At 59.3% G+C, this 26638-nt stretch carries 22 protein-coding genes and 1 pseudogene; 7 read left to right on the top strand and 16 right to left on the bottom strand.

Features of this window, described 5'->3' with window-relative positions; genetic code table 11:
* Positions 1-7: 7 nt before the first annotated feature.
* The 6 genes from C1725_RS06105 to C1725_RS06080 all read right to left on the bottom strand — a co-directional run bounded on the left by C1725_RS06105 (position 8) and on the right by C1725_RS06080 (position 7289).
* Entirely contained in the window at positions 8-1633 is a 1626-nt protein-coding gene (locus C1725_RS06105) for an extracellular solute-binding protein (RefSeq protein ID WP_102410767.1), read from the bottom strand.
* A 58-nt stretch (positions 1634-1691) separates the two neighbouring features.
* Entirely contained in the window at positions 1692-2591 is a 900-nt protein-coding gene (locus C1725_RS06100) for an ABC transporter permease subunit (RefSeq protein ID WP_102410766.1), read from the bottom strand.
* 13 nt (positions 2592-2604) lie between these two features.
* On the bottom strand, positions 2605-3555 hold the full coding sequence (locus tag C1725_RS06095) for an ABC transporter permease (RefSeq protein ID WP_346026399.1): 951 nt from the start codon (positions 3553-3555) through the stop codon (positions 2605-2607).
* Positions 3556-3710: 155 nt separating this feature from the next.
* Complete coding sequence (locus C1725_RS06090) at positions 3711-4601, bottom strand: ABC transporter permease subunit (RefSeq protein ID WP_102410765.1); 891 nt, start codon at positions 4599-4601, stop codon at positions 3711-3713.
* Positions 4602-4627: 26 nt separating this feature from the next.
* Positions 4628-5551: an ABC transporter permease subunit gene (locus tag C1725_RS06085; RefSeq protein WP_102410764.1), complete on the bottom strand. Its 924-nt coding sequence runs from the start codon at positions 5549-5551 to the stop codon at positions 4628-4630.
* 103 nt (positions 5552-5654) lie between these two features.
* Positions 5655-7289 carry an extracellular solute-binding protein gene (locus tag C1725_RS06080; RefSeq protein ID WP_102410763.1) on the bottom strand — a complete coding sequence of 545 codons (1635 nt, stop codon included), beginning with the start codon at positions 7287-7289 and terminating at the stop codon, positions 5655-5657.
* A gap of 233 nt (positions 7290-7522) precedes the next feature.
* Here C1725_RS06080 and C1725_RS06075 point away from each other — a divergent pair, with 233 nt between their 5' ends.
* On the top strand, positions 7523-9004 hold the full coding sequence (locus C1725_RS06075; protein WP_102410762.1) for a helix-turn-helix domain-containing protein: 1482 nt from the start codon (positions 7523-7525) through the stop codon (positions 9002-9004).
* Complete coding sequence (locus tag C1725_RS06070) at positions 9001-10716, top strand: histidine kinase (RefSeq protein ID WP_102410761.1); 1716 nt, start codon at positions 9001-9003, stop codon at positions 10714-10716. Before C1725_RS06075 ends, C1725_RS06070 begins: the two co-directional genes overlap by 4 nt.
* Positions 10717-10868: 152 nt before the next feature.
* On the opposite strand, the gene C1725_RS06065 is transcribed toward C1725_RS06070, so the two are convergent.
* Entirely contained in the window at positions 10869-12374 is a 1506-nt protein-coding gene (locus tag C1725_RS06065; RefSeq protein WP_102410760.1) for an alpha-L-arabinofuranosidase C-terminal domain-containing protein, read from the bottom strand.
* Between the two features lie 130 nt (positions 12375-12504).
* Here C1725_RS06065 and C1725_RS06060 point away from each other — a divergent pair, with 130 nt between their 5' ends.
* From C1725_RS06060 to gltX, 3 genes are all read left to right on the top strand, one after another.
* A complete protein-coding gene (locus C1725_RS06060; protein WP_102410759.1) occupies positions 12505-13293 on the top strand; it encodes a helix-turn-helix domain-containing protein in 789 nt (262 codons plus the stop codon).
* Between the two features lie 143 nt (positions 13294-13436).
* Positions 13437-15134 carry a glutamine--tRNA ligase/YqeY domain fusion protein gene (locus tag C1725_RS06055; RefSeq protein WP_102410758.1) on the top strand — a complete coding sequence of 566 codons (1698 nt, stop codon included), beginning with the start codon at positions 13437-13439 and terminating at the stop codon, positions 15132-15134.
* A gap of 156 nt (positions 15135-15290) precedes the next feature.
* Positions 15291-16745 (top strand): glutamate--tRNA ligase, encoded by a 1455-nt coding sequence (gltX, locus tag C1725_RS06050; RefSeq protein ID WP_102410757.1) that lies wholly within the window; start codon positions 15291-15293, stop codon positions 16743-16745.
* Between the two features lie 88 nt (positions 16746-16833).
* Here the strand turns inward: gltX and C1725_RS06045 are convergent, their stop codons facing one another.
* Together C1725_RS06045 and C1725_RS06040 are read right to left on the bottom strand one after the other, a co-directional pair.
* Positions 16834-17679 carry an IS3 family transposase gene (locus C1725_RS06045; protein WP_102410756.1) on the bottom strand — a complete coding sequence of 282 codons (846 nt, stop codon included), beginning with the start codon at positions 17677-17679 and terminating at the stop codon, positions 16834-16836.
* A gap of 2 nt (positions 17680-17681) precedes the next feature.
* Positions 17682-17984 (bottom strand): hypothetical protein, encoded by a 303-nt coding sequence (locus C1725_RS06040; protein WP_102410455.1) that lies wholly within the window; start codon positions 17982-17984, stop codon positions 17682-17684.
* A gap of 337 nt (positions 17985-18321) precedes the next feature.
* Between C1725_RS06040 and C1725_RS06035 the strand changes: the two genes are divergently transcribed.
* Positions 18322-18969, top strand: a complete 648-nt coding sequence (locus tag C1725_RS06035) for a DUF459 domain-containing protein (RefSeq protein WP_102410755.1) — start codon at positions 18322-18324, stop codon at positions 18967-18969.
* Positions 18970-19065: 96 nt separating this feature from the next.
* Here the strand turns inward: C1725_RS06035 and C1725_RS19615 are convergent.
* Positions 19066-19263, bottom strand: a pseudogene (locus tag C1725_RS19615) (GNAT family N-acetyltransferase); the annotation flags it as partial.
* A 353-nt stretch (positions 19264-19616) separates the two neighbouring features.
* Between C1725_RS19615 and C1725_RS06025 the strand changes: the two are divergent.
* A complete protein-coding gene (locus C1725_RS06025; RefSeq protein ID WP_346026398.1) occupies positions 19617-20084 on the top strand; it encodes a GyrI-like domain-containing protein in 468 nt (155 codons plus the stop codon).
* Between the two features lie 277 nt (positions 20085-20361).
* Here C1725_RS06025 and leuB read toward each other — a convergent pair whose 3' ends face one another.
* The 6 genes from leuB to hslV form a co-directional block, all read right to left on the bottom strand.
* On the bottom strand, positions 20362-21426 hold the full coding sequence (leuB, locus tag C1725_RS06020) for a 3-isopropylmalate dehydrogenase (RefSeq protein WP_102410754.1): 1065 nt from the start codon (positions 21424-21426) through the stop codon (positions 20362-20364).
* A 1-nt stretch (position 21427) separates the two neighbouring features.
* The gene (leuD, locus tag C1725_RS06015; protein WP_346026397.1) at positions 21428-21925 is read right to left on the bottom strand and encodes a 3-isopropylmalate dehydratase small subunit; all 498 of its coding nucleotides are present in this window, start codon (positions 21923-21925) and stop codon (positions 21428-21430) included.
* Between the two features lie 13 nt (positions 21926-21938).
* Complete coding sequence (leuC, locus tag C1725_RS06010; RefSeq protein ID WP_102410753.1) at positions 21939-23201, bottom strand: 3-isopropylmalate dehydratase large subunit; 1263 nt, start codon at positions 23199-23201, stop codon at positions 21939-21941.
* A 376-nt stretch (positions 23202-23577) separates the two neighbouring features.
* Positions 23578-24531: a phosphotransferase gene (locus tag C1725_RS06005; RefSeq protein WP_102410752.1), complete on the bottom strand. Its 954-nt coding sequence runs from the start codon at positions 24529-24531 to the stop codon at positions 23578-23580.
* Positions 24532-24620: 89 nt separating this feature from the next.
* Positions 24621-25982 carry an ATP-dependent protease ATPase subunit HslU gene (gene hslU, locus C1725_RS06000; protein WP_102410751.1) on the bottom strand — a complete coding sequence of 454 codons (1362 nt, stop codon included), beginning with the start codon at positions 25980-25982 and terminating at the stop codon, positions 24621-24623.
* 105 nt (positions 25983-26087) lie between these two features.
* Complete coding sequence (gene hslV, locus C1725_RS05995; protein WP_102413260.1) at positions 26088-26615, bottom strand: ATP-dependent protease subunit HslV; 528 nt, start codon at positions 26613-26615, stop codon at positions 26088-26090.
* Between the last annotated feature and the right edge of the window lie 23 nt (positions 26616-26638).

Here is a 26638-nt window from a genome sequence, read left to right as displayed (position 1 = left end):
TTGTACGTTACTTCCCCATCTTTTTCAGGTTTGCCTGGTACTTCTCGGTGAGCGCGGCCTCGTACGTGGCAAGCCCAAGCTCTTCCGCCTTCTTGACGTATTCCTGGTACTCCGCCTCCGCGGCTTCGACGTCCTGCGCAAAGACGATCTTCACGCAGCTCGTCTTGAAGAGCGTGTCGAGCTTGCTCTTGATGACGCCCGCGTCCGAATCCACCGCCGGCGTGATGCTGGCGAATTCCGGCTTGTAGACGATGTGGTCCGCGTACATTTCGTTGTAGGACGCGTACTCCTCGTCGCCGGGAATCCAGAAGTTGATGCCGTTCCACAGGCCGGACGCAGCGAACCAATAGGTGCTCAGGCCGTTCGACTTCTCAATGCCGTCCCAGTCCGCCTGTTTGGCGGCGTAGTACTCGGCGAACGCGGTGGGCTTTCCGTTCTCCTCAAGGAAGTAGTGCGGTCCCTTGCTCGTATCTCCGCTGTAGGTCTCGCCGTCCTCCGCCTTGTTGCCCCAGAAGAGCGCGGCGTGTCCGTCGTAGCTGGCCAGGTAGGAGAGGAACTGCGCGCGGCGCGCCAGCCCCTTGGGCTCGGCGGAGACAAAGGTGGCGTTCCAGCCGTTGCCCGTGCGCGTCTGCTGATAGGAGTCAAAGGGCGGCAGGATTTCGTAGACGGTATCGGGGTTGTCGTCGGGCACCTTCTTGCCGTCGCCGATCGTCCAGGTGTAAAGGACGCAATCGCCGGAGGCTACCTTGGTCTGGTTCACGTCCTTGGTATCGATGAAGGAATCGCGCGTAAGCAGACCTTTGGCGGCCAGCTCGTGCAGGAACATCAGCGCGTCGTGGAACTGAGGCGAGCGCAGCTTGTGCGAAAGCGTGCCGTCCTCATTTTCAACGTAGCTGGGGATGCCGAACTGGTAACCCGTCACGCTGAGCGACTCGCTTAAACTGCTGGACAGGCCGCAGTCCCCCGCGTAAAAGCCGATCTTGTCCGGGTGCAGCGCCTGAATTTTTTCCAGCGCTTCGATAAACGCCTCCGGCGTGGTCATGTCGGGGCTTCCGATCTCCTCGTAGTAGTCCTTGCGGATCGTCCAAACCGGCTGGTTGGAACCGACGAGCGCGTTGTATGCCTTCGCCCATTCCTGATACTTCGCGCCCTCGATGGAGGTCGTAAAGGCGTAGGTCTTGCCGTCCTGCCAGCGATAGTTGGTAAACACCTCCGCGTCGGCGTTCGCAATCAGTTCCGGCGCGTACTGCTCGGCCAGCGTCTCCAGATCGATCACCAGGCCGGACTCGATCAGCGTGTCGTACAGCGGGCAGTTCATGTCCATGCAGATGAAATCCGGAATGTCGCCGGATGCGATCATCAGCATGAGCTTCTGGTTGTCGTCCGCGACAGGCTTGGTGATCTTGAGCGTGACGCCGGTTTCGTCCGTCACGCGCCGCGCGGCGTCGTCGTTCCAGGAGCTTCCGTACCAGGAGTAGTTGACGAAGATTTCCAGCTCCGTCGCGGACCTGTCGGCCTCCCAGCTCTTGGGGTTCCCGTTTTCAAGCCATTCGTCCGTCGGTTCCGCGGCGCAAAGGGTCGCGGCCGAAAGCGCCATGACCAGCGCGAGCACCAGGGTCAGCAGTTTCTTCATGAGTTCTTTCCTCCTTGTCCAATTTTCACGGGCATCACACCGCCCGCAGGATGCTGGCTCACTCCTTGACCGACCCGATCATCATGCCCTTAATGAAGTACTTCTGCACAAACGGGTAGAGGATGGTGATCGGCATGACCGATACGATCAGCGTCGCATAACGCACGGATTCCAGCGTGACGGAGGGACGCACCTGCAGCTGGCTGTAAAGCCGCGCCAGCTTCTGCTGTGCCTCCGCCTCGTTCATCAGCCGCAGCAGCGTCGCGGGCATGGTCATGAGTTCCTCGTCCAGGATGTAATAGGCGGGCGCGTACCAGTCGTTCCAGTAATTGACGCCGACGAACAGCGCGACGGTGGCGATGATGGGCGGCGAAAGCGGAAGGATGACCTTCCTAAAGACCGTGAAGTGCGAGGCGCCGTCGATGCGCGCCGACTCCACCAGCGATTCGGGCAGCTGCCTGAAAAACGACATCATCAGGATCATGTTGTAAAACGAGAACATGCCCGGCAGAATGTAGACCCAGAACGTGTTGATCAGCTTCAGGTTCTTGTAAAGCAGGTATGTCGGAATGATGCCGCCGCCTACGTACATGGTGATGATGCCCAGCGCGACGTACAATTTCCGAAACATCAGTTCGCGCCGTGAAAGCGCGTAGGCGGTCATGGCGGTGAAGAGCACGTGCAGAACCGAGCCGCAGAGGGTGCGGGCGACCGTCATGAAAAAGGCGCGCAGCAGGGTATCCTCCCGAAAGACGATCCTGTAGTTTTCCAGCGAGAACACGCGCGGCCAAAGATAAATGCCGCCCTTCATGGCATCCTTTCCGTCATTGAGCGAGTTGATCAGGCAGTAGTAGATCGGATAGAGCGACACGATCGTCACGACGACGCACACCACCAGCGCGGCGGTATTGATGACGTGATCTTCCGCGGTTTTATGGATGGCATTCTTGTTTTTCATGGCGCGCTCCCTCTCAGAACAGGCTGGCATCCGTGAGCTTGCCCACGACGGTATTCGCCGTCACCAGCAGCACGACGGAAATCAGCGATTGAAACATGTTGATCGCGGTCGAGAACGAGAAGCGCATGAGGCTCATGCCCATGTCGAGCACGTAGTGGTTGAGCACGTAGCTCGTCTCGTGGTTAAAGCCGTTGCCCAGCATGTAGGACTGGTCGAAGTTGGAGCCGACCGGCCCGCCAGAAAGCAGGCTGCCGAAGTTCAGGATGAACAGCATCAGCATCGTCCAGGAGATGGATGGAAACGTGATGTGCAGGATGCGCTGCAGCCGCGTAGCTCCGTCGATCGTCGCCGCCTCGTACAGCTCCGGGTTGATGCCGGAAATCGCCGCCAGGTAGATGATGGCGTTCCAGCCCGTCTCCTTCCACAGGTCCAGGCAGACGGCGACGCTCCAAAACAGCTTCGGGTTGTCCAGAAAACCGATTCGCTCCATGCTGTGCAGGGCGAGCTCGCGGTTGACCACGCCCGAGGGGCCCAGCAGGATCAGCGCCATGGAAGCGACGATGACGTAGGAAAGAAAGTGCGGCAGATAGCTCGCCGTCTGCGTCAGCTTCTTAAAGCGCGCGAACGGCAATTCGTTGAGCAGGATGGCGAAGAGGATCGGCGCGAAGTACGTAAAGGCAAACTTGTAGCCGCTCATGCACAGCGTATTTTTGAGCGACATCCAGAACGTCTCGTCCGCCCAGAATTCGCGGAAGTGCTTGAGCCCAACCCACGCGCTTCCCGAGACGCCCTTGAGAATCTTGTAATCCTGAAAGGCAATGACGTTGCCCAGAATCGGCACATAGCAGAAGAGCAGCAGGAACAGCATTGCCGGGATCGCCATGATCTGCAGTTCCCATTGGCGGCAAAAGCGCTTGAAGCCCGATTTCCTGCGTACCGCCTCTTTCACCACCATATCTCTCATTCCCCCGTCCTTTTTGCACATTATAACAACATACGCCCGCATTTTCTATGCCATAAAACTAATAATTGGTGCACATTCTTAAGATCTCCGCCAAAGCAAAAAGTCGGACCGCCAAAGCGGCCCGACCCAGACTATAACCCGATTTCGCGCCGGGGTCATCCCTTGACCGATCCCAGCGAAATGCCCGACACGAAGAAGCGCTGCATGAAGGGGTAGAAGATCGCGATGGGCAGCGCGGCCACGACGATCTTCGCGGCGTTGAACGTCTTCAGCGAGGTCAGCGCCGCCAGCTCTTCCTCTGTCATGGAGGAGGAGGTGATGACGATGTTCGTGTTCGTCAGCGTCTGTATGTAGGTCTGCAGCGGAATTTTGCTCGGGGAATTGATGAGCAGCAGGCCGTCGAAAAAGTTGTTCCAATGGCCCACGATGCTGAACACCGTCACGGTCGCGATGGCGGGCATCGCCAGCGGCACGTAGATGCGCGTCATCATTTGGAACTGCCCCACGCCGTCGATCGTCGCGGCCTCCTTGATGGCGGCCGGCTCGTTTCTAAAGAAGTTCATGAGCAGGATCATGTTGTAGACGGGCAGCCCGCCGGGAAGGACGAGCGCCCAAATGCTGTCGATCAGGCCGGTAGACTTGATGACAAAGTACCAGGGAACGATGCCCGCCCCGAAGAGCATCGCAAAGACAAAGACCCAGATATACACGCGGCGTGCCGGGAACTGCTTCGTCTCCAGCGACAGCGGGTAAGCACAGCAGATCGTCAGGGCGAAGTTGATCAGGCCGCCCAGCACCACGCGCTGCACGGAAATCCACATGGCCTGCATGAACTTCGCATCCTGAAGGAGCGTCTTGTAGGGCGTGACCGTCAGCTCTACCGGCCAGATGTAGACGCGCCCCGCCAGCGCGGCCGTCTTGCTGCTCAGGGACAGGGAGATGATGTGCAGCAGCGGCAGAAGACACAGCAGCCCCATGAGCACCATGAGCAGGAGCACCGCCGTATCGAACACCGTATTTTCCAGCGACTTATACCTTCTCGTCATTCAGGCCCATTCCTTTCGCCGCCGCGTCAGAACAGCCGGTACCCGGCCACGCGGTCCGCAATGAAGTAGGAGAACGTAATCATGATGAAGCTTACGGCGGACTTGAGCAGGCCCACCGCCGTGGCCATCGAGTACTGCGCGTTGATGAAGCTCATCCGGTATACGTACGTATCGATAATGTCGCCCGATTCGTAGACGACCGGGCTGTACATGTTATAGACCTGATCAAAGCCTGCGTTCAGGATATTGGAAAGGTTCAGCGTCGCCACCAGCACGATGGTCACCAGAATGCCGGGCAGCGTGATGTGCCATATCTTAGCCAGGCGGCTCGCCCCGTCGATGTCCGCCGCCTCGTACAGCTCGGGATTGATGCCGGCGAGCGCCGCGATGAAGATGATCGAGCCGTAGCCGAATTCTTTCCAGACGTCCGTGCCGATCAGCAGCGCGCGAAACCACGCGTTGGAGCCCAGAAAATTGACGTTCTCGGACGCGATGCCCAGCCTGATCAGCACGGTATTGACGAGCCCGCTGTCGCCGAAGATGTTCTTAAAAATTGTCGCCAGGATTACCCAGGACAGGAAGTGCGGCAGAAAGCAGATCGTCTGCACGCCCTTTTTAATCCCATTGCCGCGCGCCTCGTGCAGCAGGATCGCAAAGAAGATGGAAACGGCGAGCGAAAGCACCAGCTTGAGCGAAGCGATGATGAGAGAATTGCGGAAGATCTTATAGGTATCCTTGAGCTTAAACATGTACTGAAAATTTTCAAGCCCGATCCACTTGGAGCGCGAAAAGCCGAGGATCGGCTTGAAATCCTGAAAAGCGATGACGTTTCCAAAAAACGGAATAATCGTATAGATGACGACGACGAGCAGCCCCGGAAGGATGAGCAGGTGATACGGCCACGTTTCGCGCAGCGTGACCCTCCGGCGCCTTGGTTGAAGATTCAGCATTCTACGTCCCCCTGTCAGGCAAGGTTGTCCCCCGGGCGCATGGGTCCGCCCGCGCCCCGCCGAAAGGCGCGGGGCGCGGCGCGGACATTCCGTCTAATTCCGTTTACTTGGAGGCGATGTATTCCTCCACCTCGGCCGTGATCGTGTCGCCGCCGATGCTCTTCCACTCGCTGACGAAGGAATCCCATTCGTCCAGGCTCGCCTCGCCGATCATGACCTTGAGGAAGTATTCCTCCTCCAGCGTCTCCATCGCGGTCCACAGGCGTTCCATCGAGGGCGTATCCGCGTAGCACGCCTCCGGGAAGCGTTCGATCATATCGCTGTTGCGCTGCACTTCCCAGGCGCCCGTCGCCCAGCCCCAGGCGTTCGCGGTCGCGAGGTTCGTCTCAAACGCGGCGCGCAGGCCCTTGTCCATGACCGTCGTGTAGCCGTTGTACCAGGTCTTGCCGTCGCCGCACTGGTCGTCGTAATCCATTTCGCCCGCGATGACCTTCATCACGTCCGCGATCTGGTTCTCCTTGGCGTCGAAGTCACAGTGCAGCACGTTGATCGGATAGTAATGCCAGGAGAAATTGGAGTCCATGCCGTTCGGACGCACGCCCTCGGCCTGGGCCTGATCCAGGTCGTACTGATAGTTGATCGTCTTGACGACGGCTTCCTTGACAGCCTCCGAGCAGCCCTTTTTGACGACGACGTAGGTGTTCGTCGGGTTCTTGTCGCAGACCGTCAGCTTGCCCTCCGCGTTCAGCGGGGCCAGCATCGGGATGAGGGAGACGGAATCGGGCATGCCCTCCAGAATGCTCACGACCGGCCACTGGCCGCACCACCAGGCGCCGAAGAACATGCCGCACTGGCCGTTCGCTATCAGTTCATAGCACTGGTCGCCATCCGTCACGGCCAGGGAAGCGTTGAGCACGCCATCCTGAACCAGCCCGTTGATCGCGGCGAGCGCGTCGCGGCACGCGTCCGTAACGGAGCCGTAGACGACGTTGCCCGCTTCATCCTTAATCCACTGCTTGGGGTACGCGCCGAAGTAATTGAACAGCGCGTTGACCTGCCATGCGCCGCCGTTCGGCTGATAGTAATCCGAGCTCACCGCGATGCCGGTGGTCACGTTGCCGCCGGGGTTCTTCTCGCGGAACGTCTTGGCGACGTTCACCACGTCATCCCAGGTCTGCGGCTGGGAGAGGCCGCACTCCTCCAGCCAGTCTCCGCGAACCCATAGGACGGGAATCGCGTCCATGCCGGGGCAGATATCGCCGATGCCCATGAGCTTCCCGTCAAAGGTGCCCAGCGCCTCGGTCAGTCCGTTCGTCGAATCGAAGCACTTGCGAAGGCTCGGCGAGGCGTAGGTTGCGAAGGCCTCGGTCATATCCTCGAGCGCATCCGCTTCCACCAGCTGAACGAGCTGGGTGTAGGAGACGTTCATCACGTCCGGGATGTCGCCGGAGGCGATCGCCATGTTCACCTTCGTCGTGTAGGTGGACGTGTCCACGGAGAAGGCGTACTGATAATCGACGTTCAGGTTCTTCTCCAGATAGCGCACGATGTAGTTATCCTCTGAGTTCTCGCCCGCGTCGTAAACCACGTTCGCGCTTTCCTCACGCCCAATGGTGATGACGACCGGGTCCCCCTCGGCCACCGGTCCATAAGGATCGACCGGAGTCTCCGCCGTGCCGAAGGCCGCCGCAGACAGCAGGAGCGCGAGGGAGAGGAAGCATGCCAATGCCTTTTTCATATCTTTTCCTCCTTGATGATCGTAAGACGCTTTTCGCGTTCAAGCGCCGCGCGGGCCCGCCGCAGCGCTTGAGTACCATGTTTTCATTGTATCCGCCGTCCGACGCGTTTTAAATATCAAGTTCTTAACCTTCGTGTCGCATTCTTATTCACCTTGCATAGGATCCCGCCGTCGTTTTGGAAAATAGGTTATAATAAAGCACGCCATTCCACCTGCAAGAGAGGAGGCCGTGCATGTATACAATCCTGATCGTAGATGACTGCCCCGCCGAAATCGAATGCATTCTCTATCTCATCCGCCGCTACGCCCTGCCGCTGGAAGCGGCGACGGCGTCGGACGGGCAGACGGCCTACGCACTGCTGCGCCGGCGGCACTTCGACATCCTGTTTACCGACATCAAAATGCCGCTGATGGACGGCATCTCGCTTTCCGGGAAGGCCAAGGAGCTCTATCCAGACCTGCGCGTCATCCTCTTCAGCGGGTACAACGACTTTATCGACGCGAAAAACGCGATCTCGATCGGGGTGACGGAGTACCTCATGAAGCCCGTAGACCCCGAGGAGTTCAACAGAACCCTGCAGACGACGATCGACACGATTGCCTCCGCCCGCGCGCGCAGCCGCGACGCGCTGTTCGTCCGCCGCCACATGCTCTACCTCGCCCTGAGCCGCGACGCGGAAACGCCGCCGCCCGCGCAGGAGCGCGCCTTCGTCGAGCCGTACGGGCTCATGCTGATGCTTAAGTTCGACACGGACTTCTTTAGCGGCGAGGGCGAAAATTTTGAATCCAGGCTCGGCCGCTTTCTCTCCTCCCCCTGCGACTTCATCAGCCTGTATCCGGAGCAGGGGCTGATCCTCCTCCGCCGTCCGCTGACTGAACCCGACGCGCAGGGGACGGACGCGCTCGCCGAGCGCGCGAAGCGGTTCGTCCGTGAGGCATACGGCAGGGAGTGCGTCGCCGCCTGTGAACGCATAGACGGCGCAGGCGACTTTTTGCCCGCCTATCAGCGCCTGGAGGCGCGGACGGAGCGCAGCCTTTCCGCGCCCCCGGAGAGCGCGAGCCCGGAGCTGCCCATGGAGCAAATGCTGGAATCCATCCGTCAGGGCGACATCCTGCTGTTCCGAGACCTGTTCGACGGGTTCCTCTCCCGTTTTTCCGGAGCAAACGCCCCTTCGAACCTGTACACGAAGTTCTGTGTGACGCAGCTCATTACGGAGCTGCACCGTCAAAAGGGTGACAGCTTTCGGGAGAGCGAGCTGGTCGAGCGCGTCTTTGCCTGCGCCGACGTGGAGACGCTCCGCTCGCTCGTCTACGACGCGCTGCGAACGGCCGAGGCGAACGCGGACATGCTCTCCAACCAGAAGGTGGAGGCCATCAAACGCTACATCTATCAGCACTTCTGCGAGGATATCAGCCTGGACGCGCTGGCCTCCGCCTTTTATTTCAGCCCGAATTACCTCTGCCGTCTCTTTAAGCAGGAGACGGGCTGCTCGCCCGGCAAGTTTCTGCATGACTACCGCATGAAAAAGGCGCAGGAGCTTTTGGAAAGCTCACAGATGAAGGTCAGCCACGTCTCGCACGCCGTGGGCTATAAGAGCACCTCGTATTTTTGCCAGCGCTTCCGCGACCGCTTCGGCGTCAGCCCGGAGCTCTACCGGCAAAACGCCCTGCGCCTTCAAAACGCACGGGGACAGGAAGGGAAAAACGAACCATGAAACGCCTTTTTCAATCGCTCGGCCGCCGGTTTCGCCGCCTGCGCATCAAGCGGAAGGTCCTGCTCGTCTACCTCACCGTCGGCTTCCTGCCCTTCGCGCTCTTCACGATCTTCCTGTACGGCCATACGCGGCACCTCATCATCGACAGCGAATACGGCGTGCGCCAAAGCGCGCTCAACCAGGCGGTGCAGGCGGTTGACGCCACGCTGGAGATGTACAACACCATGTCCAACTACATGTTCAACGAGCCCAGCGTGCTTTCCGCGCTCAACCGAACCTATGGGGACGACTACTACGCCATGTACGAAAGCTATCGCGATGTCATCACGCCCGTCTTCAACACACACGCCGCCCTCTATCCCGACCTGAAGCGCATCACCATCTACACGAGCTGCGACATCCTGCCCTACAATACCTACGTGCGCGATAAATCGCTGCTCGAAAGCGCCGGCTGGTTCATGCCGCTTACCGTCGACTATTCCCCGCAGTGGATCACGCTCACACAAGACACACAGACGCGGCTGGTCTGTATCCGCAGGATCGGCATGCCCTCACGCTACCAGTACGTCAACTATCTGTACCTGGAAGTCGACTATGAGCGCACATTCGAACCGCTCATCAACCTTTTGCAAAACGGCGCGGACATCCTGATCGCGGACGAAGACGGCCGCCTGCTCTTTTCGCATCCCTCGCAGGACGGGTCGCTCTCCTACGACACTTCCGCCCTGCTCGCGAGCGGCGCGGACGACGGGCGCGACGTCATCCGCGCCCCGCTGAACGCGACCGGCTGGACGCTGTACTACGTCAGCGGTTCCGACGCGCTGTTCCGTACGGTCACGAGCGCGACGGGGACGATGTACCTCGTCACGTGGATACTGATGATCTTCCTTGGGTGTGCGGCCCTCGCGTTCATCTCCTCGCTGCTCAACCCCATTGAAAAACTGACACAGACCATCCGCGAGATCGACCAGGGTAACATGCAGATCAGCGTATCGACCACGCGCACGGACGAGATCGGGCTGCTGGTGCATTCCTTCAACGACATGATGGCCCGTATCCGCCAGTTGGTGGAAATCACGTACAAAAATGAGCTGGAGAACAAGGAATACGCGCAGCGGTTGCTGCGCGCGCAGATCAATCCCCACTTCCTGTACAACTCGCTCTCGCTCATCAACAGCAAGGCGATCATGGCGCAGCAGCGGGAAATCAGCGAGATGGCCATGCTGCTGGGCAAGTTCTACCGTTCGGCGCTCAACCAGGGGCGCGAGGTGACGACCGTGCGCAACGAACTGGAAAACATCCGCTCCTACATCAGCCTGCAGCAGATGCTCTCCAACGGCTTTTTCAGGGCACAGGTCGACGTGGACGACGTGCTGCTCACCCTTAAAATTCCCAACTTTATTTTACAGCCCATCGTGGAAAACGCGATCGACCACGGCCTGCGCAACAGCCCAAAGGACGACCGCCTGCTGAGGCTTCGCATTACGCTCATGGAAGACATGCTCTGCTTCATCGTCGAGGACAACGGGATCGGCATGGACTCGCAGACGTTGAAGGCGCTGTTCGACCGGCATACGAACGGCTACGGCCTGCGCAACGTCGACGACCGCCTGCGCCTGATCTACGGCGAGCGATATGAAATGCGGATTGAAAGCGTGCAGGACTGCGGCACGACCGCGACGCTGACGATGCCTGCCTACTTCTTTCCCTGAACCGGGCACGTAAAAAGCGCCCCGATCCTGCCGGGGCGCCCAGAGCATCGACAAAATAACGGAATATCAGAGAGGATGCATGAAGGGGAGACTTCCCCTTCATATGGAATCGTATCGACCGGCTTTGCCGGTCGGGCGGGGCGTTGCGCTGATCAACGGCTGAGCTGAATGCGCACGCGCGCGACGCTCGCCGCAGGGAGCGTGAGCGCCGTGCCCTCCGCGATCTCCATCCGCTCCGTGCGCGGGACGACCGCCTCGGGCTCCTCAAACGTGTTGCAGGAAGCGGGCGTCCTGCCCGAAAGCACGCTCACGTCTGCGCTTCCGGCGACACTGCCGTAGAGGCCGTGCAGGCTGACCTGCTGCGACCGCGCCACGTCGAGGTTTGCCAGCGTCAGCGTGAGATACCCGTCCTTCAAAGACGCGGAAACGGACAGCGTTTCCAGCGGGCGGAAGCCCTCGCGCTCGAGGCAGGGCAGATCCGTATGCACACAAAGCTGCCGCGCATCCTGGTGATCCTTAAAAAGGTCGAACACATGGTAGTTCGGCGTCTCCACGAAATGCTCCCCGCCCGCCAGATAAAGCGAATGCAGGTTGTTGCAAAGCTGCGCGACGTTCGCCATGTCCACCACGTCGCAGCGGTTGTTGAAAATGTTGAGCGTAACGGCCGCCACCAGTGCGTCGCGCATCGTGCTCTGCTGCTCGAATAGGTTGTAGCCCCTGCTCGGCCCGGAGCCGTCGCGGTGCCAGCTTCCCCACTCATCCACGACCAGCTTGACCTTCCGCTCAGGGTCGAACTCGTCCATCGCCGCCCGGTGGTCGTCGATGATCTGCTGCATGAACGCGGCTTTAAAAAGCTGCTCGTACCACTCGTCCTCCGTAAAGTGCAGCGGATCGGTGCGGCTGCCCTGGTTCGTGTAGTAGTGGATGCTCATGCCGTACGTCTCCACCTCGTGCCAGCGCCGCGCGCTCCACTCACGCATGAGCCTGCGCGTCCATTCCACGTCGTGTCCGTTCGCGCCGCAGAGGATGAAGCGCAGGTTCTCCGTGCCCAGGCTGCGCAGGATCGTGGTGTAGCGGATGTACTCCCGCGCGCACATCTCCGGCGTCATCTGCCCGCCGCCGCCCCAGTTCTCGTTGCCGATGCCCCAGAAGCGCACGTCGAAGGGCTCCGGCGCGCCGTTTTGCGCGCGTTCGTCGGCGAGCGTCGTTTCTCCCTGGGGAAAATTGCAGTATTCGATCCAGTCGCGGATGTGTAGGGGCGTGGTGGACGTCATGTTCGCCGCGAAGTAGGGCTCCGCGCCCGTCAGGCGGCAGAAGTCCATGAATTCGTGCGTGCCCACCTGATTCGTCTCTACCCGTTTGTCGCAGTAATACCACCAGTTCACGCGCCGCGGACGCTGCGCGCGCGGGCCGACGCCGTCGCGCCAGTCGTAGGTTTCCGCGAAGCATCCGCCCGGCCAGCGCAGCACCGGCGGGTTGAGCTTCTTAAAGCTATCCACGAGCGCCTTGCGAAAACCGCGTACGTTCTCTATGCCGCTGTCCTCTCCGACCCAGAGCCCGTCGTAAAAGACGCCGCCGATGTGCTCGGAAAAGTGTCCGTAAAGATTTCTGTTGATTTTTCCGCGTGATTCCTTAAAATTAATCGTGATGCGGTTCATAATGTTCCTCCTTCGTTCCGCTTGAAATCGTCGGCTTTATTATAACGACACGGGCCGCCGGGAGGAAAGCAAAAATCCGCGGCGCACCGGACAAAACATGCCCTTTTGATCCCGAACCGGAGGTGATCCCATGCCCCTGTATCAGCTCGACAATTCCACCGCGCCCGGCCACGTGCGCGTCGATCTGTACGATAATTTTTCCTTTGTGCCGCACCTGCACAAGGACTTCGAGTTCGTCTACGTCCTGGAGGGGACGCTGGACGTGTGTCTGCGGGCGCGCACGGAGACGGCGGCTGCGGGCGATTTGGCGCTCATCTTCCCCAACGAAATCCACGCCTACGCGACGCCGGAGCGCTCCCGATCGCTGGTATGCGTCTTCTCCGGGGACTACGTGGGGGCCTTTGTGCGCGAGGTCGCGGGCAAGCAGGGAGAGCGCAGCGTGTTTCAGACCACGCCCGGCCTTCGCGCCTTCCTGGAAGAATGCTATCTGGGGCCGAATGCGGCGGACAAATTCAGCCTGAAAGCGTCCTTTTACGCCATCTGTGCGCAGTACCTCAGGCAGGTCCCCCTCGCAACCGGTGCCGGGCGCCACGACGGCCTGCTCTGCCAGCTGCTCGCCTACGTCGAGGAGCGCTTTCGGGACGACATCTCCCTGGGCAGCGCAGCCGCCGCCATCGGCTACAGCCCCAACTACCTCTCCCGCTTCTTTCACGCGGCGGTCGGCATGCACTTTCGCCGCTATCTCAACCAGTACCGCGTGCAGTACGCCTGCCAGCTTCTGGAGGAGAACGCGTACAGCGTCACGCAGATCGCCCTGGAATGCGGCTTTCAGAACATCCGCAGCTTCAACCGAGCCTTTTTGGAGATCATGGGCTATCCGCCGACGCGCCACGCCCGCCAGGCGGCGCCCGAGCGCTGAAGCACCCCGCGCTTTCGTGCCTTTTTTATCATTCCCCTTCCGTTTTTGGGCGTTTATCTTGCTTTCATGCCGTATTCAGGATATAATAATGTATTATTTTAAGCCAATCGCCCCGCCATCCGCGGATTAGAGGAGGAACCCCCATGCCGGAAGAAGCAAAGGAACGCTCCAATTTTATCTGGGATCTGGTCGAAGAAGACCTCGCCGCCGGGAAAAACGGCGGCCGCGTGAAGACGCGCTTCCCGCCTGAACCGAACGGCTACCTGCATATCGGCCACGTGAAGGCGCTGTGCGTCGACTTCATGACGGCCGAGCGCTTCGGCGGCAAGTGCAACCTGCGCTTTGACGACACCAACCCCACCAAGGAAGACGTCGAATACGTCGACGCCATCATGGACGACATCCACTGGCTCGGCTTCGATTGGGACGAGCTGCACTACGCTTCCGAGCAGTATCAGCAGATCTACGAGCTCGCGCTCGACCTCATCCGCCGCGGCATCGCCTACGTGGACGATCTGTCGCAGGAGGAGATGCGCGCCTACCGCGGCACGCTGACCGAGCCAGGCAAAAATTCGCCGTACCGCGACCGCAGCGTCGAGGAGAACATGGACCTGTTCCTGCGCATGAAGGCGGGCGAGTTCCCGGAGGGCTCCCGCGTGCTGCGCGCGAAGATCGACATGGCCTCCCCCAACATCATCATGCGCGACCCGACGCTCTATCGCATCCTGTACAAGAAGCACCACCGCACGGGCAATGAATGGTGCATCTACCCGATGTACGACTTCGCGCATCCCATCGGCGACGCGCTGGAGGGCATCACGCACTCCCTCTGCTCGCTCGAATATGAAATCCACCGTCCGCTGTACGACTGGGTTGTGAACGTCTGCGGCTTTAAGAATCCGCCGCGTCAGATCGAGTTTGCCCGCCTGAACCTGACGGATACCGTCATGAGCAAGCGCTACCTGCGCAAGCTGGTCGAGGAAGGCTACGTCTCCGGCTGGGACGACCCGCGCATGCCCACCCTGCACGCGATGCGCCGCCGCGGCTACACCCGCAGCGCGGTGCGCGACTTCATCGACCGCGTCGGCGTGAGCAAGGCGGATTCCACCGTGGATGTGGCGCTGCTCGAGCACTGCGTGCGCGAGGACCTGAACGAACACGCGCGCCGCGCGATGGCGGTCGTGCGCCCGCTGAAGGTCGTGCTCGACAACTGGCCCGAAGACAGGGTGGACGCGCTGACCATGGAAAATCACCCGCAGCACCCGGAGATGGGTTCGCATACGGTGGACTTCACGCGCGAGCTGTACATCGAGCAGGAGGACTTCATGGAAAATCCCCCCAAGAAGTTCTTCCGCCTCTTCCCCGGCGGCGAGGTGCGCCTCAAGGGGGCCTACATCGTGAAGTGCGAGTCCTTTGAAAAGGACGCGGAAGGCAACGTCACCTGCGTGCACTGCTCCGTCGATATGGACAGCCGTTCCGGCTGCGAGGGCGCGAACCGCAAGGTCAAGGGCACGCTGCACTGGGTCAGCGCGGCGAAGGGCCTCCCGTTCGAGGCCCGGCTGTACGACACGCTGCTCAGCAGCGAGGAAGGCATCGGCGAGGACGCAGAAGGCGCGGAGGATACGGCGGTGGACAAGAAGGACTTCATCTCCCGCCTGAATCCCCGTTCGCTGGAGGTGCTTAACGGCTTCATGGAGCCTTCCCTGAAGGACGCCGCAGTCGGCGACACGTTCCAGTTCCTGCGCGTCGGCTACTTCTGCAAGGACAAGGATTCCACGGACGAGATGCCGGTCTTTAACCGCGTCGTCGGCCTCAAGGACAGCTTTAAAATTACAAAATGATATTGGGGGCTGCGCGCGCCCAAACTCCTGCGTTTCAGGGCATTGCCCTTCCAAAATCCCTTCCCCGCGCCCCGGCGCGGAGAGGGGATTTTGAAGGGATGTATCCCTACCGCAGAGGGATTGGGGAGGCAGTATCCCCCAAGGAGGTTTTTTGCGATGGAAGTCAGAACGCGATTTGCGCCCAGCCCCACGGGCTATCTGCACCTGGGCGGCCTGCGCACGGCGCTTTACACCTACCTGTTCGCCAAGAAGTACGGCGGCAAGTTCATCCTGCGCATCGAGGATACGGATCAGGAGCGCGAGGTGCCCGGCGCGGTCGACCTCATTTACAAGTCCCTGCGCTCGGCGGGCCTTGACTACGACGAGGGCCCGGACGTCGGCGGCGATTACGGCCCCTATATCCAGACCCAGCGGCGCGACCTCTACCCCAAGTACGCTTGGGAGCTGGTCGAACGCGGCGGCGCATACCCGTGCTTTTGTACCAGGGAAGACATCGACGCTGCACGCAAGGAGGCCGAGGCCAAGGGGGAAACCTACAAGTACGACAAGCGCTGCATGCACATCCCGCTGGAGGAGGCCAAGCGCCGCATCGCGGCGGGCGAGCCCTATGTCATTCGCCAGAACGTGCCCACGACCGGCAAGGCTTCCTTTGACGACATCCTCTACGGTCACGTGGAGGTCGATTGCGACACGCTGGACGACAACGTGCTCATCAAGGCGGACGGCCTGCCGACCTACAACTTTGCCAACGTCATCGACGATCACCTGATGCACATCACGCACGTCATGCGCGGCACGGAATACCTCTCCTCCGCGCCCAAATACAACCTGCTTTACGAGGCGTTTGGCTGGACGCCGCCGATTTACGTGCACCTGCCCGTCGTCATGAAGGACGCCTCGCGCAAGCTGTCCAAGCGCTACGGCGACCCGTCGTTTGAGGATCTGCTTGAAATGGGCTATTTGAAGGACGCGATCATCAACTTCATCGCCCTGCTCGGCTGGAGCCCCAAGGACACGGACAACGAATTCTTCACGCTGGACGAGTTGGTGAAGGCCTTCGACGAGCACGGCCTCAACAAGAGCCCCTCGATCTTCGACATGACCAAGCTCACCTGGTTCAACGCCGAGTACATGCGAAAGCTCCCCTTTGAGACGTACTACGAAAAGGCGCTGCCCTGGCTCTGCAAGGCGCTCGACCCCGAAAAGTTCGACCTGCGCCGCCTCGCAGAGCTGCTCCAGAGCCGCACCGAGGTGCTGAACCGCCTGCCGGAGATGGTGGATTTCCTCGCCGCGATGCCGGATTACGACGTCGCCCTTTACACGCACAAAAAGATGAAGACCAACCCCGAGGTCGCCGTGAAGGCGCTGGAGCTGGCAAAGCCTGTGCTGGAAGGCATCTCTGATTGGAGCGAGGCCTCGCTGCACGACGCCGTGATGGCCGCTATACCCGAAAGCGGCATGAAGAACGGCCAGGTGCTCTGGCCGCTGCGCATCGCGATCACGGGCCGCGAATCCACCCCCGGCGGCGCGTTCGAGATGGCCTATCTGCTAGGCAAGGACGAAACGCTGCGCCGGCTGGACGCTTCGCTGGAAAAACTGAAAAACGCGTAAAGCACGCCATGGGGCTGCTGCGCAAGCAGTGGACTGTATCCGGTTGAACGGACAGGAAAATAAAAGGATATTGTAGAATTACGCAACCTTACGCGGCGTTGCTCCTGATTTCATAGGGAGTAAGGCCGTATTTCAGGTTAATGCGTTCGAAGTTGTAGAAGTGGACATATTGTGCAACCAACTCCTCTACCTCTGCGCGAGTAGAATAATGGGCACGATAAAGGCATTCCGATTTAAGCGTTCCGAAGAAATTCTCCATAGCAGCATTGTCGTATGGACAACCGGGACTGGACATAGAGGGTTGAAAGTGATATTCTTTGCTTAGGTCGAAGTATGCTTCGGAGGTGTATTGAGACCCTTGGTCACTGTGGAGCGCGAGTCCATCAGTGACCTTCTCTGTTATCATAGCGTCTCGGATCGTCTGAGTAACCAGCGATGCGGCCATGTCGCCACCAATGCGATAGGCCAACACCATTCGACCACAAAGGTCAATCACCGCACACATATACAGCATTCCCTGTGGTGTGGGGATATAGGTGATATCTGTTGACCAGAAACGATTGGGCCGTTGCTGTTCAAAGGCACGCTGCAATAGGTTTGGGTATTTGTACACGTTTTGCTGATGTTGAGTATATCTTCTTTGCCGCCGAATCTGTGCAAGCAGATTGGTCTTGCGCATGACGCGCAGAAGTGCTTTAAGATTTACATTTTTTCTTTTCTTCCGCTGGATCCAGAGACGAACACGGCGGATGCCGTAGGTCTGGTTGCACTGCTGTTGACATTCCACAATCAGATCGACCAACCACTGATCTTTCGGCGTCTTTTCTTGCTTTTTACGCCAAGCATAATACCCACTTCGGGAAACTTCAAATACTTCACACATTGTGACGATAGGATAAATGTTGCGAAAACGTTCTATAACTCGATATTTCAATTTCACCTTCTTCCAACTTCTAACAGAAAATTTCGCAGCAGTTCCACCTGCATACGCAGTTTTACCAATTCATTATTCTGCTGGATTTCCTCGTTCTCCGGCATTTTACGCGGACGGCCTTTAGGGCGAGGTACATCGCCCTTTGCGATTAATCGTTCTCTACGGTTTTCTCGATTGACTAGTTGCTCAACCTGTTTCTTCGTTAGCCCAAGGCTGGCTCCGATTTCACGATTCGTTTCGCCCGTGATTTTCCGCTCGCGTATTGTTTCAATAAGGCCTTGTACCTTCGTGTATTTTTGCCTCATACAATAAACCTCCTGTCGTAGTTTGCTTCTTACATTCTACAACAGGAGGTCTCTTATTTCATTGTCCGTTTATCGGGATACAGTCCATTTTCTGTATTATACCTCCCTAAGACCCTCTTCAGGCGCAGCATCCCCGCTTATTCGACCCGCATCTGAATTCGATTTTCTTCCCGAGGACGTACTGTTGCGAAGCGGGCAAATTTGCGGTACAATGACCAAAACAAACCGGCATGCTGCCGGTTGCATCATCGACGAAGATCCGCAAATCCCATGGCTCTCTGCCCGAGGCCGATGCTTGTCAAGGGGATTTACATAACAAAGAACGGGAGGTCTTTACATGCTCTTTGAAAAGGGAGACAAAATCGTCTTCATCGGCGATTCCATCTCCGACTTCGACCGCAAGCGCCCTGTCGGCGAGGGGCTCTTCAACGCCTGGGGCACCAGCTACGTGGCGGATGTCGGCGCGACGCTCACCTGCATGTACCCGGAGCTGCATATTCGCGTGGTCAACATGGGCGTCAGCGGCAATCAGGTGCGCGACCTTGAGGCGAGATGGCAGACGGATGTGCTGGACCTTGCGCCCGATTGGGTCAGCGTGCTCATCGGCATCAACGACGTCTGGCGTCAATTCGATTCCCCCCTGCAGGCGGAAGAGCACGTATCGCCCGAGGAATACGAGCGCGCCTATGAACGCCTGATCGAGCGCACCCTGCCCCACGTCAAGGGCATGATCCTGATGACGCCTTACTTCATGGAGCCAAACCGCGCCGACCCCATGCGCGCGCGGATGGACGCGTACGGCGAGATCGTACGGCGTCTCGCGCAGCGGCACGGGCTCGTCTTCGTCGACCTGCAGAGCGCCTGGGACGCGCTCTTTGCCCACATGCATCCCTGCGCCATCGCCTGGGATCGCATCCATCCCAACCAGACGGGGCATATGTACATCGCCAGGCAGTTTCTGAAGGCGGTCGGCGCGGAGCGATAGCGCCCACGGCCTTGCTTTATAATTCAATCCAGTACCGCTGAATAATAATCCTACTGTATCAGTAATTTCTTTTTCCAATATGCCACCATTCTTTATAATCGTTTTTTGCGACGCTTCATTATTTTTATCACAGGTTAATAAAATGCTGTTTTCGCCAAACTTACGGCAGATAGGCAAAATCAATTTAAGCATTTCAGATGCATACCCTTTCTGGCGTTCTGATGGACGGACACTATACCCAATATTCCCCCCATATATTGAAAAGAAAGTCAGATAAAGGGTGGCGAAAATCAATTATACCGGCAACATGGCTATCGTGCTGTCTTACAGCTAAAAACACTTCAGAAGGGACATATTCGTCTCTATATTTCGCTTTTAATCTATCTTCAAAATCTATCCATTCCTCAAACGAATCTTGACCTGCCGGAGCAGAGATTTTTGCTTGTCGGGACTTCCCAAATCCTTGTTTTTGGCTTCGCTAATCATACGTTTGAAAGGATGGAAACTGCCCGCTCGACACAAGATTTCTCTGAAAAAGCGAAAAAATAAGAGAGCCTTCGATTTTAAAAAAGTTCTTGAAAATCATTTTAATTCGGGTTACCATTTGTATAGGCATCGATGTACTTTATACGAATGGAGATACTATTTTGAAGTTTTATATCAGTACAACGCAAGAAAACATACTGTCCTTAAAAGTGATCTATATGAGAAGAACCGGCGCGTATGGTATCGAGAATTATAAATTGATGGACACATTTAAGAAATGGGTCCAAGAGAATAATTTATACAACGAAGATACAGTAATTTATGCAATACCTATGGACGACCCTGAAAAAGTAATGCCTTGTCATTGCCGTTACGATGTTTGTATCAACAAACCCAAAAATCAAACCTTTATACAAAATCAAATCGAATGCAGAGATTTAGAAAGCGGCAAATATTTAATTTTTCTAATTCCCCACACAGCAGATATAGTCCAAACTGCGTGGCAAATGTGTTTTTCTGAATTGGAGAAACTGGGGTACTCGTTGGATGAAGGCAGGCCCATAATGGAACGCTATAAGAAAAGGCTTGTAGATAAACATTATTGTGAATTGTGCATGCCCATTCTATAATCTAATATTTTTTGAAAAATTTGCTGAACGACGGTAAAAGAAAAAAGCCGCCGTTCAGCAGCCATATCTTACGCTACTTTAAAATGGCGGCTTTGGCTTCAAAGCCGTTCAGTCTGTCAAAGAAGGCGGTGCCGCAGTTTTTTTTTAATCTGCAACACCGCCTTCATTTTTAGCAACACCTGTTTGTCAGTTGTTCAGTTTAATTTGTTTCGGATACTTCCTTATCGGCGTTCATCAGAACCGCGCCCTTATCTTTCTTCCGCTCTGTTTGACGGCTTTAAATCGCCCTCGCGACCAGCTCGCCCATCCGCCTGCAGCCAACCTTTTCGCAGCCCTCGGACCAGATGTCGCCGGTGCGATAGCCCGCGTCGAGCACCTTTTCGACCGCCGCCTCGACCGCCGCCGCCTCTTCCTCCAGGCCGAGGGAATGGCGCAGCAGCATCGCCGCAGAGAGGATCGTGCCCAGCGGGTTGGCGATGTCCTTGCCCGCAATGTCGGGCGCGGAGCCGTGAATGGGCTCGTACAGCCCGCGCGTGCCCTCGCCCAGGCTGGCGGAGGGCATCATGCCCAGGCTGCCGGCGATGGCGGCGCTCTCGTCGGAAAGGATGTCGCCGAACAGGTTGCCCGTTATCATCACGTCAAACTGCGCGGGACGCAATATCAGCTGCATCGCCGCATTGTCCACGTACATGTAGGTCACCTCGACCTGCGGATATTCCTTCGCCATCTCCTGCACGGTCTCGCGCCACAGGCGGGAGCACTCGAGCACGTTCGCCTTATCGACGCTGCAAAGGCGGCGCTTGCGCTTCATGGCGTTTTCAAATCCGATGCGCGCAAGGCGGCTGATTTCCTGCTTGGAATAGGCCATCTCATCCGTCGCGTAGGCCCTGTCCTCCGAGCGGTGGCGCTTGCCGAAGTAGATGTCGCCGGTGAGCTCGCGCAGCATCAGGATGTCGATCGGCTCGCTGACGATGTCGGGCCTGAGCGGGCAGGCGGCCGCAAGCTGGCGATGGATCGTGCAGGGGCGCAGGTTTGCGAAAACGCCCATTCCCTTGCGCAGCGCGAGCAGGCCCTTTTCCGGCCTGCGGGCAGGCTCCACGCCGTCCCACTTCGGGCCGCCGACCGCGCCCATGAGCACCGCATCCGCTGTGTTACAGGCGCTGAGCGCCTCGTCGGTCAGCGGCACGCCGCACGCGTCGATGGATGCGCCGCCCAACAACTGGGGATTGAAGACAAAGCCGTGGTGATACTTTGCCGCGACGGCTTGCAGCACGCTTACGGCCTGATCCACGATCTCCGGTCCGATGCCGTCGCCCTTGAGCAACACGATTTTTGCCTGCATTTTACTTCTCCTCCAGCTGACGGCGCACGAACGGCACGAGGCCGCCCGCTTCGATGATGCCCTGCATGAAGGGCGGGAAGGGCGCGGCGGTGAACGTCCGGCCGCTCGCGACGTCGGTCATGACGCCCGTGTCGAGGTCTACGCTCACCTCGCTGCCGTCGGCAATAGCCGCGGCAGCCTCCGGGCATTCGACGATGGGAAGGCCGATGTTGATCGCGTTGCGGTAGAAGATGCGCGCGAAGGAATCCGCGATGACGCATTGAATGCCCGCCGCCTTGATCGCCAGCGGCGCGTGCTCGCGCGAGGAGCCGCAGCCGAAATTCCGGCCCGCGACCATAATCCTGCGCGTCTTCGCTTTCTGATGGAAGTCCGCGTCGATGTCCTCCATGCAGTGCCTGGCCAGCTCCGTGGGGTCGGTGGTGTTGAGGTAGCGCGCGGGAATGATGACGTCGGTATCGACGTGATCGCCGTACTTGATGACGGCGGATTGCATTTTCATGTTGAGCCCCTCCTTACTTCACTTCATCCGGCGTGGCGACGCGGCCCATGATGGCCGAAGCGGCGGCGACGGCGGGCGACGCGAGGATGACCTCGCTGCCCGTGTGTCCCATGCGGCCCACGAAGTTGCGGTTCGTCGTGGAAACGCAGCGCTCTCCATCCGCGAGCACGCCGCAGTGGCCGCCCAGACACGGGCCGCAGGTCGGCATGGTGAAGATCGCGCCCGCGTCCACGAAGACGTCGACCAACCCCTCCCCAATCGCCTGCTTGACGACCTGCTGCGTGCCGGGAATCACGATGCAGCGCACGCGGTCGGAAACCTGCCGGCCCTTGAGGATGGAAGCGGCGACGCGCAGATCCTCGATGCGGCCGTTGGTGCAGGAACCGATGACCGCCTGATCGATCATGAGCGCCGCGCATTCCGCAGCGGGCTTCGTGTTGGAGGGGAGGTGCGGCAGCGCGACGGTCAGCGGCACCTGCGAAAGGTCGATGACGACCTCCTTCGCGTACTCCGCGTCCGGGTCCGCTTCTACTGCGTGCCACGTGCGCGTCACGCGGTCCTGGAGATAGGCGCGCGTCAGGTCGTCGACCGGGAAGATGCCGTTCTTCGCGCCCGCCTCGATCGCCATGTTCGAAATGGTGAGGCGGCCCTCCATGGAGATCTCGTGCACGCCCTCGCCGGCGAATTCCAGCGACATGTAGCGCGCGCCGTCCACGCCGATCTCGCCGATCAGGTAGAGGATGACATCCTTGCCGCTGACGTAGGGGTTGAGCTTGCCGGTGAGCGTCACCTTTACGGCCTCCGGCACCTTGAACCATGCCTCGCCGGTCGCCATGCCGGCCGCCATGTCCGTGGAGCCGACGCCCGTGGACATGCAGCCCAGCGCGCCGTAGGTGCAGGTATGGCTGTCCGCGCCGATGATGACCTCGCCCGGCGCGCAAAGGCCCTGCTCCGGCAGCAGCGCGTGCTCGATGCCGGCCTTGCCGACCTCGAAGTAATGGACGATCTGCTGTTCGCGCGCAAAGGCGCGCATGTCCTTCGCCATCTGGGCGGACTTGATGTCCTTGTTCGGCGCGAAGTGATCCGGCACCAGCGCGATCTTCGCGGGGTCAAAGACCTTCTTGGCGCCCATCTTCTTAAATTCGTTGATGGCGACCGGCGCCGTGATGTCGTTGCCGAGCACGAGATCGAGCTTGCACATCAGCAGCTCGCCCGCCTTGCAGCTCTCGACGCCCGCGGCGCGCGCAAGGATTTTCTGTGTCATGGTCATGCCCATGAGGAAATCGCCTCCTGCTTCGTGTATTGATGATAACAAAAAATCCCTGCCTCTGCATGCGCAGGGGCAAGGATTGTCATCGCTTACGGTACCACCCTGATTCGGTTCATCGCGCGGAACACGTCCGTTTGGTAAAACCCTCGACGCCTTCACGCGGCCATTCGTCCCGCCTTACTTCGTTCACGCGGGCAGCTCGGGAGTGAGTTATGCGCGCAGCCTCCGCACCGGCTCGCAGCCCCGCCGGCTCTCTGAAGCGTTTTCGCCGCGCCTTGTCTCCTTCATCGCCTTTAAAATATCGGATTGGTGCCTATTGTACACCACCGCAGCGGCTCTGTCAAGCGCGGATTACGCGCGGCAGGCGTATTTTGCGCCCCGCTCACGTGTCCTTTCGCGCACTGTGCTGGATACCGCCCGCAGCTTGCGGATTCCATTTGGGGATGTACCACGCAGGCACGACCCTGCGCATGTGATCGTACCACCCCAGCACATCCTGCGCCTGCCTCCGCATCACGTCGATCTCGCCCTGACCGAAGGGGATCGCCCAATAGATGGAGCCAAGCGTGTTGTTCGCGATGTAAAGCGCGAGCAGCCGCCAAAACAGCTCCGGCGGCTCCCCGCCAAAATACCCCTCCACCATGCCGCTGGCGAAGAGCGGGCTGCGCTGCGCGCACCAGACGATGCGGATGAATTCCTCCCATGGGTCTCCGAAATCAGAACGGTTGAAGTCGATGATTTGAAGCCGCCCCTGGCGGTCGATCATCATGTTGCCGATGTGGTAATCTCCGTGCTGATAGCACTGCGGCCTGCCCGATAGCAGCGGGCGATTGGCTTCGATGTACGCGAGCATCTGTGCGTCTCCCTCAATGCGCAGCCCGCAGGCCCAATAGCCCTCGATCTTCCGGTCGATCTTCCGGTTAAATCGGAGGCTCCATTCCGGCTGACCTGTCGGCGCTGGGATCGTGTGAATGATCCTCAATATTTCGCCCGCCTGCAGCCCGTATGCGTACTGCTGCGTCTGCGAAAGGCGCGGGATCGTCTCTTCCGCCTCGTCGCCGTCGATCCAGCTTTGCACGGAGTACACGGCATCGCCGAAGCGCCCAAAGGCGATCGGCTGGCACATGGGCACCCCCAGCGCGGCGATCCGCTGCATCAGCTCAAATTCATTCCTTTTCGCCTCAAACTGTCCCCCATCCGACAGTTTGAGCAAAACATGCGTGCCGTCGGCGCGGCTCGCGCGGTATTTCCTGTCGCTCGACCAGCCTTTTAAGATCGGCTGCACTTCAACGATCGCGAATGCATCCCGAAAGCGCGCCTTGAGCTTCTCGTCCATGTTCCCCTCCTTATGCAAAACGGTACAAAGCAAAGACGGTACGGTCTTTCGGCCATACCATCTTTTATCTCGATTTACGGCGTCCGCGCTTACAGGATGTAGCGCTTCAAATCCTGCGCCACCGCGGCTTCGCCCAGGTGTTCGCGCACGTAATCGCCGTTGATGTAGACGTCCACGTCCGGCATGTCGCCGCCCGCGTTGAAGGAGATGTCCTCCAGCAGCTGCTCAAAGATCGTATGCAGCCTGCGCGCGCCGATGTCCTCGTTCGTCTCGTTGGCGACGAAGGCTGCCAGCGCCAGCGCCTCCAGCGCGCTCTCGTCGAAGTGCAGGTGCACGTGATCGACCGCGAGCAGCGCCTCGTACTGCTTGGTGAGCGCGTTGTCCGTCTGTGTCAGGATGCGCTTCATGTCGTCCTGTGAAAGCGACCTGAGCGAAACGCGCACGGGGAAGCGGCCCTGCAGCTCAGGGATGAGATCGGTAACCTTCGCCACGTGGAACGCGCCCGCCGCGATGAAGAGCATGAAGTCGGTCTTGACCGGCCCATATTTGGTGTTGACGGTGGAGCCCTCCACGATGGGCAGAATGTCGCGCTGCACGCCCTCGCGCGAGACGTCCGGGCCGTGCCCGCCCGCCGAGCGTCCGGCGATCTTGTCGATCTCATCGATGAAGACGATGCCGTCCTGCTCCGCACGGCGCAGCGCTTCCTCGGTGACAGCATCCATGTCGATGAGGTTCTGTTCCTCCTCGGCGGTCAAAATGCGGCGCGCCTCGGAGACCTTCATGCGGCGCATCTTGGTCTTCTTGGGCATAAAGCCGCCCATCATATCCCCGATGTTGACGCTCGCGCCGTTGATCTCCACGTTCTGCGGCGCGTCCTCGACCTCGACCTCGATTTCGAGATTTTCCAGCTCGCCGCGCATGAGCTGCCCGCGCAGGTCGTCGCGCTGGGTGGCGATGCGCTGCTGCTCCTCCGGAGGCACTTCCGGCTCCTTCGGCTTGTTGCCCAGCAGCAGGTCGATGGGGTTGGTCGGCTTCTTCTTGGGGTGGAGGATGATGTTCAGAATGCGGTCCTCCGCCAGAACGGTCGCCCGCGTCTTCACCTTCTCCGCCGCCTGATCCTTGACGATGCGGATGGACGCCTCCACCAGGTCGCGCACGATGGATTCCACGTCGCGGCCCACGTAGCCCACCTCGGTGAATTTGGTCGCCTCCACCTTGACGAACGGCGCGTCCACCAGCTTGGCCAGGCGGCGGGCGATTTCGGTCTTGCCTACGCCCGTCGGGCCGATCATCAGGATGTTCTTAGGGGTGACCTCCTCGCGCATCTCCTCCGGGAGCTGCGCACGGCGGTAACGGTTGCGCAGCGCGACCGCCACGGCGCGCTTGGCCTCGTCCTGGCCGATGATGAATCGATCGAGCTCGCGCACGATCTCCTTGGGTGTAAGCTGCATATGCTCCTCCTCTGCGGGATCGAGGCGCGATGCGGCGCTCCGCCTCTCACGCCCCGCGCAAAAGCCGTAGCCCTGCGCCTCTCCGCTTCAACGTTTCAAATAAAGTCAGACGTCCTCGACGATGACGTTGTGGTTCGTGTACACGCAGATGTCCGCCGCGATGTGCAGCGCCTTTTCCGCGATGTCGTGCGCGGAAAGCTCCGTGTTCTCGCACAGCGCGCGCGCCGCCGCCATCGCAAAGTTTCCACCGGAGCCGACCGCCGCCACGCCGTCGTCGGGCACGATCACCTCGCCCGTGCCGGAAACGATCATCAGGTCGTCCCCGCCCGCGACGATCAGCATCGCGTCCAGCTTTCGCATCGCCTTGTCGCTGCGCCACTCCTGCGCCAGCTCCACCGCCGCGCGCTCCAGGTTGCCGCCGAACTGCGTCAGCTTTTCCTCAAAGCGCTCGCAAAGCGAAAAAGCGTCGGCCACCGAGCCCGCAAAGCCCGTGACGACCTTGCCGCCGAAGATACGGCGCACCTTATGCGCTGTCGCCTTAAAAATCGTATGTTCGCCCATCGTCACCTGACCGTCGCCCGCGATGGCGATGTGCCCGTTCTTCTTGACGGCGCAGATGGTGGTGCCTCTCATCTCTACCAATTTCGTAACCTCCT

The organism is Beduinella massiliensis, from assembly GCF_900199405.1.
In the GTDB taxonomy this organism is placed as follows: Bacteria; Bacillota; Clostridia; order Christensenellales; family Aristaeellaceae; genus Beduinella; species Beduinella massiliensis.
The sequence above is the reverse complement of the archived record's forward strand: the minus strand, read 5'-3'. Positions and strand labels throughout refer to the sequence as shown.